Annotated in this window: 9 protein-coding genes and 1 pseudogene; 1 reads left to right on the top strand and 9 read right to left on the bottom strand. The window is 53.2% G+C overall.

Annotated features, from left to right (window positions below):
* The coding region (locus ACTBDZ_RS09875; protein WP_438815179.1) for a transposase at positions 1–111 on the top strand (111 nt) is incomplete at its 5' end.
* Between the two features lie 182 nt (positions 112–293).
* Here the strand turns inward: ACTBDZ_RS09875 and rpoC are convergent.
* The 9 genes and pseudogenes from rpoC to tuf all read right to left on the bottom strand — a co-directional run.
* Positions 294–4,517, bottom strand: a complete 4,224-nt coding sequence (gene rpoC, locus ACTBDZ_RS09870) for a DNA-directed RNA polymerase subunit beta' (protein WP_438815178.1) — start codon at positions 4,515–4,517, stop codon at positions 294–296.
* 91 nt (positions 4,518–4,608) lie between these two features.
* Positions 4,609–8,637: a DNA-directed RNA polymerase subunit beta gene (rpoB, locus tag ACTBDZ_RS09865; protein WP_438815177.1), complete on the bottom strand. Its 4,029-nt coding sequence runs from the start codon at positions 8,635–8,637 to the stop codon at positions 4,609–4,611.
* A 326-nt stretch (positions 8,638–8,963) separates the two neighbouring features.
* Positions 8,964–9,332, bottom strand: a complete 369-nt coding sequence (gene rplL, locus ACTBDZ_RS09860) for a 50S ribosomal protein L7/L12 (protein WP_438815176.1) — start codon at positions 9,330–9,332, stop codon at positions 8,964–8,966.
* A 66-nt stretch (positions 9,333–9,398) separates the two neighbouring features.
* The gene (gene rplJ / locus ACTBDZ_RS09855) at positions 9,399–9,896 is read right to left on the bottom strand and encodes a 50S ribosomal protein L10 (protein WP_012882962.1); all 498 of its coding nucleotides are present in this window, start codon (positions 9,894–9,896) and stop codon (positions 9,399–9,401) included.
* Positions 9,897–10,203: 307 nt separating this feature from the next.
* On the bottom strand, positions 10,204–10,908 hold the full coding sequence (gene rplA, locus ACTBDZ_RS09850) for a 50S ribosomal protein L1 (protein WP_438815175.1): 705 nt from the start codon (positions 10,906–10,908) through the stop codon (positions 10,204–10,206).
* A 3-nt stretch (positions 10,909–10,911) separates the two neighbouring features.
* Positions 10,912–11,340: a 50S ribosomal protein L11 gene (rplK, locus tag ACTBDZ_RS09845; protein ID WP_438815174.1), complete on the bottom strand. Its 429-nt coding sequence runs from the start codon at positions 11,338–11,340 to the stop codon at positions 10,912–10,914.
* A 152-nt stretch (positions 11,341–11,492) separates the two neighbouring features.
* Positions 11,493–12,038 carry a transcription termination/antitermination protein NusG gene (gene nusG, locus ACTBDZ_RS09840; RefSeq protein ID WP_222158935.1) on the bottom strand — a complete coding sequence of 182 codons (546 nt, stop codon included), beginning with the start codon at positions 12,036–12,038 and terminating at the stop codon, positions 11,493–11,495.
* Position 12,039: 1 nt separating this feature from the next.
* Complete coding sequence (gene secE / locus ACTBDZ_RS09835; protein ID WP_222158936.1) at positions 12,040–12,423, bottom strand: preprotein translocase subunit SecE; 384 nt, start codon at positions 12,421–12,423, stop codon at positions 12,040–12,042.
* A 249-nt stretch (positions 12,424–12,672) separates the two neighbouring features.
* Positions 12,673–12,827: pseudogene (tuf, locus tag ACTBDZ_RS09830) on the bottom strand (elongation factor Tu); the annotation flags it as partial.

Below are 12,827 nucleotides of genomic sequence, written 5' to 3'. Positions count from 1 at the left end.
TTCTTTGCCCGACTGAAGCAGTATCGCGCTATTGCCACTCGTTACGACAAGACCGCTATTAACTTTCTGGGCGCTATCCATCTGGCAGCTTCCATCGTCTGGCTTATTTGATGACAGGCCCTAAATATTACTCAGAAGAAATTCATATCATGGTTACAAAAGTATGATTAAGAAGTATGCGTGACGAAGGGGAGCAAGTCTGCTTTTTTTCTGTGTGCTCGCAGGCTGAGAGATAAAAAAAACCCCGGCCAACGGACCGGGGTTTAGACGTTTAAGCGTTATCGGTAGATAGCTTATTCGTCGTCGCTGCTACCAAAGCCTGCGTTCAGCAGTTCAGCCAGGTTTGCAGAAGCTTCATCAGCACTCACCGGAGCGACTGCTGGCACTTCGCCCGCATGACGGCGACGCATGCGATCCTGGTGGTACGCATAACCGGTACCGGCCGGGATCAGACGACCCACGATGACGTTCTCTTTCAGACCGCGCAGTTCGTCGCGTTTACCCGCAACGGCCGCTTCCGTCAACACGCGCGTCGTTTCCTGGAACGATGCCGCAGAGATGAAGGATTCGGTTGCCAGAGATGCCTTGGTGATACCCAGCAGGTCACGGTGGTACGTAGCCGGGATCTTGCCATCCGCTTCCAACTGACGGTTGGCGATCTTGATGCGCGACACTTCTGCCTGCTCGCCTTCCAGGAACTCGGAGCTATCCGCGCTGGCAATGGTCCCTTTACGCAGCATCTGACGAACGATAACTTCGATGTGTTTATCGTTAATCTTAACGCCTTGCAGACGGTAAACTTCCTGCACTTCGTTGGTGATGTAACGGGTTACCGCATGCACACCACGCAAACGCAGAATATCGTGCGCCGATTCCGGACCGTCAGAAACCACATCGCCACGTTCTACGCGTTCACCTTCAAACACGTTGAGCTGACGCCATTTCGGGATCATCTCTTCGTAAGCATCGCTGCCATCCAACGGAGAGATCACCAGACGACGTTTGCCTTTGGTCTCTTTACCGAAGGAAATGATACCGGTGATTTCAGCCAGGATAGCCGGTTCTTTCGGACGACGCGCTTCGAACAGGTCGGCAACGCGCGGCAGACCACCGGTGATGTCCTTGGTACCGCCGGATTCCTGCGGAATACGAGCCAGGGTGTCACCCGCACCGATCTGAGAGCCATCTTCCAACTGAACGATCGCTTTGCCCGGCAGGAAGTACTGTGCCGGCATGTCGGTGCCCGGGATCAATACATCGTTACCTTTGGCATCCACGATTTTCAGTGCCGGACGCAGATCTTTACCACCACCGGTACGTTCTGCACTGTCCAGAACCACGATGGAAGACAGACCGGTCAGTTCGTCAGTCTGACGAGTAATCGTCTGGCCGTCGATCATGTCGGTGAAGCGAATGCTACCGCCCACTTCGGTGATAACTGGCATGGTATGCGGATCCCAGTTTGCGACGGTTTCACCGCCGGTCACTTCATCACCGTTGCCTTTGCCCATTACCGCACCGTATGGCACTTTGTAGCTTTCTTTGGTACGACCGAATTCGTCGATCAGTTTCAGCTCGGTGTTACGCGAGGTGATAACCAGCTTGCCCGCTGCGTTCTTAACGAACTTGGCGTTGGACAGTTTCAGGCTACCTTTGTTTTTCACCTGAATGCTGGATTCAGCCGCCGCACGCGATGCCGCACCACCGATGTGGAACGTACGCATGGTCAGCTGAGTACCCGGTTCACCGATGGACTGTGCTGCGATAACCCCGATGGCCTCACCTTTGTTGATTATGTGACCACGTGCCAAGTCGCGACCGTAGCACTTGGCGCACACGCCGAAGTCGGTTTCACAACTTACCACAGAGCGAACTTTAACGGCGTCGACGGAATTTTCTTCCAGCAGGTCACACCATTGTTCGTCCAGCAGCGTGTTACGCGCCACCAGAATGTCAGCAGTGCCCGGCTTCAGAACGTCTTCAGCCGTTACACGACCCAGAACGCGCTCACGCAGCGGCTCTTTAACGTCGCCACCTTCGATAACCGGAGTCATCATGATGCCTTCGTGCGTGCCGCAATCGTCCTCGGTCACTACCAGATCCTGTGCCACGTCAACCAAACGACGGGTCAGGTAACCGGAGTTCGCTGTCTTCAACGCGGTATCCGCCAAACCTTTACGCGCACCGTGCGTGGAGATGAAGTACTGGAGTACGTTCAGACCCTCACGGAAGTTCGCGGTGATCGGCGTTTCGATGATGGAGCCATCCGGCTTCGCCATCAGACCACGCATACCGGCCAACTGACGAATCTGTGCCGCAGAACCACGCGCACCGGAGTCGGCCATCATAAAGATGCTGTTAAAGGAAACCTGACGCTCTTCTTCGCCATCACGGTTGATAACGGTTTCGGTCGAGAGGTTTTCCATCATCGCTTTGGCCACGCGCTCGTTAGCAGCGGCCCAAATGTCGATGACTTTGTTGTAACGTTCGCCGGCGGTTACCAGACCAGACTGGAACTGTTCCTGGATTTCAGCAACTTCGGCTTCCGCTTCGTTGATGATTTCCACTTTCTTCGCCGGGATGACCATATCGTCGATACCAACAGAAGAACCGGAACGCGCTGCATAGGCGAAACCGGTGTACATGATCTGGTCAGCGAAGATAACGGTCGGCTTAAGCCCCAGCACGCGGTAACAGGTATTGAGCATCTTGGAGATGGCTTTTTTACCCAGCGCCTGGTTAACGATAGAGTACGGCAGACCTTTCGGCACGATCATCCACAGGATGGAACGGCCCACAGTGGTGTCGATCAGGCTGGTTTTAGCCACCCACTCACCCTGCGCATTCTTCTCATGCTCGGTGATACGCACTTTAACGCGCGCATGCAGCGAGGCCAGACCCGCACGGTAGATACGTTCTGCTTCTTTCGGACCGGTCAGCACCATGCCTTCGCCTTTGGCGTTAACACAGTCACGGGTCATGTAGTACAGACCCAATACCACGTCCTGAGACGGAACGATGATAGGTTCGCCGTTCGCCGGAGACAGAATGTTGTTGGTCGACATCATCAGCGCACGCGCTTCCAACTGGGCTTCCAGCGTCAGCGGTACGTGAACAGCCATCTGGTCACCGTCGAAGTCGGCGTTATACGCCGCACACACCAACGGGTGCAGCTGAATGGCTTTACCTTCGATCAGAACCGGTTCGAACGCCTGGATACCCAAACGGTGCAGGGTCGGCGCACGGTTCAGCAGTACCGGGTGTTCGCGGATAACTTCATCCAGGATATCCCAAACCACGGCTTCTTCACGCTCAACCATTTTCTTGGCGGCTTTGATGGTGGTAGCAAGACCACGCAGTTCCAGCTTGCCGTAGATGAACGGTTTGAACAGTTCGAGTGCCATTTTCTTCGGCAGACCGCACTGGTGCAAACGCAGGTACGGACCTACGGTAATAACGGAACGACCGGAGTAGTCCACGCGCTTACCGAGCAAGTTCTGACGGAAACGACCCTGCTTACCTTTGATCATGTCGGCCAAAGATTTCAGCGGACGCTTGTTGGAACCGGTGATCGCACGACCGCGACGACCGTTATCCAGCAGGGCATCTACCGCTTCTTGCAGCATACGTTTTTCGTTACGTACGATGATATCCGGCGCAGCCAGATCCAGCAGACGTTTCAAACGGTTGTTACGGTTGATCACGCGACGATACAGATCGTTCAGATCTGAGGTTGCGAAACGACCACCGTCCAGCGGAACCAACGGACGCAGATCCGGCGGCAACACAGGCAGCACGGTCAGGATCATCCACTCCGGCTTGTTGCCAGACTGTACGAACGCTTCCAGCAGCTTGATGCGCTTGGTCAGCTTTTTACGCTTGGTTTCAGAGTTGGTTTCATTCAACTCTTCGCGCAGCTGTTCGCATTCCTGTTCCAGATCCATGTTTTTCAGCAGGGCCTGGATCGCTTCGGCACCCATCTTGGCGTCGAATTCGTCACCGAACTCTTCCAACGCGTCCAGATACTGCTCTTCAGTCAGGATCTGACGTTTTTCCAGGTTGGTCATGCCGCCTTCAATCACCACATAGGATTCGAAGTACAGCACGCGTTCGATATCGCGCAGTGGCATATCCAGCAGCAAGCCGATACGGGACGGCAGCGATTTCAGGAACCAGATGTGCGCAGTCGGAGACGCCAGCTCGATGTGGCCCATGCGCTCACGGCGCACTTTGGTTTGGGTCACTTCAACGCCGCATTTCTCACAGATAACGCCACGGTGTTTCAAGCGCTTGTACTTACCGCACAGGCACTCATAGTCTTTCACTGGCCCGAAGATACGGGCGCAGAACAGACCGTCACGTTCAGGTTTGAACGTACGGTAGTTAATGGTTTCCGGCTTTTTAACTTCACCGAAAGACCAGGAACGAATCATGTCTGGCGATGCCAGCGCAATTTTGATCGCATCAAACTCTTCGGTCTTGGTTTGCGCTTTCAGAAACTTTAATAAGTCTTTCACGGATTGGCTCCCGTCGGAGTTAGACCTGTTGGATGCCTGAGCTGAAGCTCAGGCACTCCTTTACACGAGCAAAGCGTACCAGCGAGCAGGATTAACCTTCTTCCAGCTCGATGTTGATACCCAGCGAGCGGATTTCTTTCAACAGTACGTTGAAGGACTCCGGCATGCCCGGTTCCATACGATGGTCGCCATCCACGATGTTTTTATACATCTTGGTACGGCCGTTGACGTCATCGGATTTCACCGTCAGCATTTCCTGAAGGGTATAAGCTGCGCCATACGCTTCCAGCGCCCACACTTCCATCTCACCGAAGCGTTGACCACCGAACTGGGCTTTACCACCCAACGGCTGCTGGGTTACCAGGCTGTAAGAACCGGTAGAACGCGCGTGCATCTTGTCGTCAACCAAGTGGTTCAGTTTCAGCATGTACATGTAACCGACGGTTACTGAACGCTCAAACTGTTCACCGGTACGACCATCGAACAGCGTGATCTGACCGGAGGTCGGCAGACCACCCAGCGTCAGCAGTTCTTTGATCTCGGACTCTTTGGCACCGTCGAACACTGGCGTTGCCAGCGGCATCCCTTTCTTCAGGTTGTCCGCCAGACGCAACACTTCATCATCAGTGAAGGTGTTCAGGTCGACTTTTTGACGCACGTCGTTGCCCAGATCGTAGGCTTTCTGGATGAATTCGCGCAGTTTAGCCACTTCTTCCTGACGTTTCAGCATGGCGTTGATCTTCTCGCCGATACCTTTAGCCGCCATACCCAAGTGGGTTTCCAGAATCTGACCGATGTTCATACGCGATGGAACGCCCAGCGGGTTCAATACGATATCGACCGGCGTACCGTTCTCATCGTAAGGCATGTCCTCGATCGGGTTGATCTTGGAGATAACACCCTTGTTACCGTGACGGCCTGCCATCTTGTCACCCGGTTGAATCTGACGTTTAACAGCCAGATACACCTTGACGATCTTCAGGACGCCCGGAGCCAGATCGTCGCCTTGCGTGATCTTGCGGCGCTTCGCTTCGAGTTTTTTCTCGAATTCGTGTTTCAGCTCGTCGTACTGCTCGGCCAGCTGTTCCAACTGATTCTGTTTCTCTTCATCAGTCAGACCCAGTTCCAACCAACGCTCACGCGGCAGCTTGTCCAGCTTGTCTGCTTCCACGCCGCCGGAGACCAGCACGGCGTGAATACGGGCAAACAGACCGGCTTCGAGGATCTGCAATTCTTCCGTCAGGTCTTTTTTGGCCTGCTTCAGTTGCATCTCTTCGATTTCCAGAGCACGTTTGTCTTTTTCCACGCCATCGCGGGTGAAGACCTGAACGTCGATAACCGTACCGGATACACCGTTCGGCACACGCAGGGAAGAGTCTTTAACATCAGACGCTTTTTCACCGAAGATTGCGCGCAGCAGTTTCTCTTCCGGCGTCAGTTGGGTTTCGCCTTTCGGCGTCACTTTACCGACCAGAATGTCGCCGCCCGTTACTTCAGCACCGATATACACGATACCGGACTCATCCAGTTTGGAGAGCGCAGCTTCACCCACGTTCGGGATGTCGGCAGTGATCTCTTCTGGCCCCAGCTTGGTGTCACGAGACACACACGCCAGTTCCTGAATGTGGATAGAGGTGAAACGGTCTTCCTGCACCACACGCTCGGACACGAGGATGGAGTCTTCGAAGTTGTAACCGTTCCAAGGCATGAACGCGACGCGCATGTTCTGACCCAGCGCCAGTTCACCCAGATCGGTAGACGGGCCGTCAGCCAGCACATCACCACGTTCAACCGGCTCACCCAGAGACACACACGGCATCTGGTTGATACAGGTGTTCTGGTTGGAACGGGTGTATTTGGTCAGGTTGTAGATGTCGATGCCCGCTTCGCCCGGATACATCTCGTCTTCGTTAACTTTGATAACGATACGGGATGCGTCGACGTACTGCACGGTACCGCCGCGTTTGGCAACGGCAGTTACACCGGAGTCAACGGCCACAGCGCGTTCCATACCAGTACCTACCAACGGCTTGTCAGCGCGCAGGGTCGGTACAGCCTGACGTTGCATGTTCGCACCCATCAGGGCGCGGTTGGCGTCATCGTGTTCCAGGAACGGGATCAGAGATGCACCGACGGAAACCACCTGCTGGGTGGAAACGTCCATGTAGTCAACCTGATCGCGGCTGAACAAACTGGATTCGCCTTTGCTACGGCAGGTCACCAGATCGTCAACGAAATGCCCTTCTTCGTCGAGGTTGGTGTTCGCCTGTGCAATAACGTAGTTGCCTTCTTCAATCGCGGACAGGTAATGGATTTCATCTGTTACCACACCGTCACGCACCAGACGATACGGGGTTTCAAGGAAACCGTATTCGTTGGTCTGCGCGTACACGGACAGCGAGTTGATAAGACCGATGTTCGGACCTTCCGGCGTTTCGATAGGACATACGCGACCATAGTGGGTCGGGTGTACGTCACGCACTTCAAAGCCAGCACGTTCACGGGTCAGACCGCCTGGGCCCAACGCGGAGATACGGCGTTTGTGCGTAATTTCGGACAGCGGGTTGTTCTGGTCCATAAACTGGGACAGCTGGCTGGAACCGAAGAACTCTTTCACCGCCGCCGAAATCGGCTTGGCGTTGATCATGTCCTGCGGCATCAGGGTATCCAGATCGCCCAGGGACAGACGCTCTTTCACCGCACGCTCTACGCGCACCAGGCCAACGCGGAATTGGTTTTCCGCCATTTCTCCCACGGAACGGATACGACGGTTGCCCAGGTGATCGATATCATCGACTTCACCGGAACCGTTACGGATATCGATGAGCTTCTTCATCACCTGAATGATGTCGTCTTTGCTCAGGATACCGGAACCTTCAATCTCATCGCGCAGCAGGGAGCGGTTAAACTTCATGCGGCCCACAGCGGACAGATCGTAACGATCTTCAGAGAAGAACAGGTTCTCAAACAGCGTTTCTGCCGCTTCACGTGTCGGCGGCTCGCCCGGACGCATCATGCGATAGATTTCAACCAGCGCGCTCAGGCGATCGTTGGTCGGGTCTACACGCAGCGTTTCGGAGATATACGGGCCGTGATCCAGATCGTTGGTGAACAGGGTCTCAATGCGCTTATGGCCTGCCTGGCTCAGTTTAGCCAGCAGATCCAGCGACAGCTCAATGTTCGCCACACCGATCAGTTCGCCGGTGCTCGCGTCTACGTAATCTTTCGCCAGCACTTTCCCGGCGATGTATTCGACCGGTACTTCAATGCGTTCTACGCTGTCTTTTTCCAACTGGCGAATGTGACGCGCGGTGATACGGCGGCCTTTTTCAACGTACACTTTGCCATTGGCTTCGATGTCGAACGAGGCGGTTTCACCGCGCAGGCGCTCAGGCACCAGATCCATTTGCAACTTGTTGCCGTTGATCTCGTAGACAATTTTGTCGAAGAACAAGTCCAGGATTTCTTCAGCCGAGAAGCCCAGCGCGCGCAAAATGATGGTCGCAGGCAGCTTACGGCGACGGTCGATACGCACAAACAGGTTATCTTTCGGGTCGAACTCGAAATCCAGCCAGGAACCACGGTAAGGGATGATACGTGCGTTATACAGCACTTTACCGGAGAAGTGTGTTTTACCCTTGTCGCTGTCAAAGAACACGCCCGGACTACGGTGCAACTGAGAAACGATAACGCGCTCAGTACCGTTGATAACAAAGGTCCCGTTTTCGGTCATGAGCGGAATTTCGCCCATGTACACTTCTTGTTCTTTAATGTCTTTTACGGTGCCTTCCGGCGCTTCGCGCTCGTAGATCACCAGACGCAGCTTGACGCGCAGCGGTGCTGAGAAGGTCACCCCGCGAATCTGACACTCTTTGACGTCAAATACGGGCTCACCCAAACGGTAGCTTACGTATTGCAGCTCAGAGCTACCGCTGTAGCTTGAAATTGGGAATACGGAACGGAATGCGGCTTCCAGACCGTACTGGCCTTCCGGATCTTGCTCGATGAACTTCTGAAACGAGTCAAGCTGGATAGAAAGGAGATAAGGTATGTCCAACACTTGCGGACGTTTACCAAAATCCTTACGAATGCGTTTTTTCTCGGTATAGGAGTAAACCATGGGGTTCCTCAGCTCGCTGAAAAGTAAGAACCACTTGCTCGTCTTGACAGGACGGTTCATTGCTACACGATTTTGTTGATCGAAAGGCAATCCGCCCTTCGTTAATACGTCTTTCTATCACTCTTAAATCATTTCATTGCTTTTGCACCGGCAGGGAACCCAGGCTGGAAAGCAGTATATTAAGGCGTCGATAGAAAAAAATATTGGGATAATCCGTGGCCAAACGGTGCGAAACACCACAGATGCCCTACAGCGCAAAAAGGCTGGTGACCAAAAAGTCACCAGCCATCAGCCTGAAAACTCAGGCTGCAACCGGAAGGGTTGGCTTATTTAACTTCAACTTCAGCGCCAGCTTCTTCCAGAGATTTCTTCAGAGCTTCAGCGTCATCTTTGCTCACGCCTTCTTTCAGCGCAGCAGGTGCAGACTCAACCAGGTCTTTCGCTTCTTTCAGACCCAGGCCAGTTGCGCCACGAACAGCTTTAATTACGGCAACTTTGTTAGCGCCGATAGCTTTCAGGATAACGTCGAATTCAGTTTTCTCTTCAGCAGCTTCAACCGGGCCAGCAGCAGCAACAGCTACAGCAGCGGCAGCAGAAACGCCGAATTTTTCTTCCATAGCAGAGATCAGCTCAACAACGTCCATTACGGACATAGCGGCAACTGCTTCGATAATTTGATCTTTAGTGATAGACATGACAATTGTTCCTAACAATCAGAAATAGTTTATACGTAAGCAAATGCGAAAACAGGAAAAGGGCGATTACGCCGCTTCTTTCTGATCGCGAACAGCTGCCAGAGTGCGGACCAGTTTGCCTGCGGAGGCTTCTTTCATGGTCGCCATCAGGCGTGCAATTGCTTCTTCGTAAGTCGGCAGCGTTGCCAGACGGTCAATTTGAGCCGCCGGAATCAACTCACCTTCAAAGGCCGCAGCTTTAACCTCGAATTTTGCATTCGCTTTCGCGAACTCTTTGAACAGACGAGCAGCAGCGCCCGGGTGTTCCATAGAATATGCAATCAAGGTCGGACCAACAAACGTGTCTTTCAGGCATTCGAACTGAGTGCCTTCAACGACGCGACGCAGCAGGGTGTTGCGAACAACACGCATGTATACGCCAGCTTCACGACCTGCTTTACGCAGTTCAGTCATTTTATCTACGGTTACGCCACGAGAATCCGCAACAACCGCAGACAGCGCGCCTTTGGCCACTTCGCTGACTTCAGCAACAATCGCTTGTTTGTCTTGAAGATTTAATGCCATTAGCTTGTGCTCCTGGATATAGCCGGAATACATTTCCGGAACTCACTTCACCTGCAACCACATGGAAAACAGGCTTCAAAACACGGTGAGCAGAATCCAGTAAAAGAAAATTTTCTTTAGGCTCTGTCACCGTCTACGCAGGAAAATTAAGCGTCTCTTTCTTCAGGCAAACCCGAAAACGTTGAAGCACCTGCGGTCTTGGACGGAGGCCTGGATCAGGCCAGGCTCCAACCGAAAAAATCTGTTTCGTCCATTTAAGGACAATGGGCGTAAGGTTATACGTACATCTTTCGCCCAGGTAAAGCTATCAGTTAGCGACCGCGTTCAGGCCACTCTGATCAACGGCAACACCAGCACCCATGGTGGTGGAGATGCTAACTTTCTTGACGTACACGCCTTTCGCTTGAGCTGGTTTGGCTTTTTTCAGCGCAATCAGCAAAGCTTCCAGGTTTTCTTTCAGTTTGTCAGCGTCGAAATCAACCTTACCGATGGTGGTGTGGATGATGCCGTTTTTGTCGTTACGGTAACGAACCTGACCGGCTTTCGCGTTTTTAACCGCTTCAGCAACGTTCGGCGTTACAGTACCGACTTTCGGGTTCGGCATCAGGCCACGCGGACCCAGAACCTGACCCAACTGGCCAACAACGCGCATTGCATCCGGAGAAGCAATAACCACGTCAAAGTTCATTTCGCCTTTCTTGATCTGGTCAGCCAGATCTTCCATACCTACCAGCTCTGCGCCAGCTGCTTTAGCAGCTTCAGCGTTTGCGCCTTGGGTAAATACGGCAACGCGAACGGAACGGCCAGTACCGTGCGGCAGTACAGTTGCGCCACGAACGTTCTGGTCAGATTTACGTGCGTCGATGCCCAGGTTTACGGCAACGTCAACGCTTTCAACAAACTTAGCAGTGGCCAGCTCTTTGAGCAGGGCTACAGCTTCGTTGATGTCATATTGTTTGGTAACATCAACTTTCTCACGGATCACGCGCATGCGCTTGGTCAGCTTAGCCATCTCTTAGTCCTCCACTACCAGGCCCATGGAACGAGCAGTACCCGCGATGGAACGCGCCATAGCGTCCACGTCGGCACCCGTCATGTCCGCCGCTTTGGTCTGGGCAATTTCCATAACCTGAGCGTGGGTCACTTTACCTACTTTGTCTTTGTTCGGCTTGCCAGAACCAGACTTGATACCAGCCGCTTTCTTCAGCAGAACTGCTGCCGGAGGCGTTTTGGTAACGAAGGTGAAGGAACGGTCGGAGTAAACGGTGATCACAACCGGAATCGGCAGACCTTTTTCCAGGCTTTCTGTTTTAGCATTGAATGCCTTACAGAATTCCATGATATTCACACCTTGCTGACCCAGAGCAGGACCAACCGGCGGGCTCGGGTTAGCCATACCAGCTGCAACTTGCAGCTTGACGTAGGCTTGTACTTTCTTGGCCATTTAACTTTCCTCTAATGGGTAATAGCGCCTTAAAAAGGCTCCCCGTGATTTTTGATTTTTTCAGATGCCATAGCACCTAAAAACAAAAGGCGCGAAATAATAGATTAATTTCGCGCCAGATACAAGAATTTCTTTACGAACGCCAGGCTATATCAGCCCTTTTCCACCTGGCCGAAATCCAGCTCAACGGGCGTAGCACGTCCGAAGATGGAGACCGACACTTTCAGGCGGCTTTTCTCGTAATCCACTTCTTCCACCACACCGTTGAAATCGGCAAACGGGCCGTCGTTGACGCGCACCATTTCGCCCGGTTCGAACAGCGTTTTCGGACGCGGTTTATCACCCACCTGTTGCAGGCGGTTCATGATAGCGTCAACTTCTTTGTCACTGATAGGCGCAGGACGATCGGACGTACCGCCGATAAAGCCCATCACACGCGGAACGCTACGCACCAAGTGCCAGCTGGCGTCTTCCATTACCATCTGTACTAACACGTAGCCAGGGAAGAATTTGCGTTCGCTTTTACGACGTTGACCGCCACGAATCTCAACCACTTCCTCGGTCGGCACCATGACGTCGCCAAACAACTCTTCCATGTTGTGCAATTTGATGTGCTCGCGCAGCGATTGTGCAACGCGGCCTTCAAAGCCGGAAAACGCCTGAACGACGTACCACCGTTTTTTTGGAGCTTCAGACATCTTAGAACCTCAGGCCTGTGATAAATGATATCAAACGGACCAGAATACCATCCAGCCCCCACAGAATCAGTGACATCACGGCAGTTACCGCGGCAACGATCAACGTGGTATGCAGCGTTTCCTGGCGGGTTGGCCAAATCACTTTACGGACTTCAGTGCGCGCTTCGCGGGCAAAGGTCACCGTTGCTTTGCCTTTGGCGGTTAACAGTGCAACACCGCCTGCGGCAGCAATCAGGATAACAACGGCCAATGCGCGAAGCGGCAGACTGTACCCGCGGTAGTAATAATTACCCACTATGGCAACAACGAGTAAAGCCGCCACAACCAGCCACTTGATCACTTCCAGGCCACGCCCACTACCCTGGGTCTCGGTATTTGCACTCATAAACCAACCTGTCACTCATGAATCAGACAAATAACCTTGCCCCGCAACGCAGAGCAAACCAAACCAACATGATGTTTCGCTCGCAGCGAAACTCGGCATTTACGCTGTAATCTACAGAGCCTATCTCACCACAGATTAGCAGGATTATACGCCACAATCCGTGATGAGATAGGTTCTACTGAGGGCAGCGTAGTAAAAGGGCATCAAATGATGCCCTTTTACTACATGTTGAGTCAAATTTATCGGCGATTAAGCCATAACTTTGGCAACAACACCTGCACCAACGGTACGGCCGCCTTCACGGATTGCGAAACGCAAGCCGTCGTCCATCGCGATCGGGTGGATCAGGGTAACAACCATTTTGATGTTGTCGCCCGGCATTACCATTTCAACGCCTTCCGGCA

Origin of the sequence: Symbiopectobacterium sp., from assembly GCF_051710365.1 — a bacterium.
Lineage (GTDB): Bacteria > Pseudomonadota > Gammaproteobacteria > Enterobacterales > Enterobacteriaceae > Symbiopectobacterium.
This window is presented reverse-complemented; position numbering and strand designations above follow the sequence as displayed.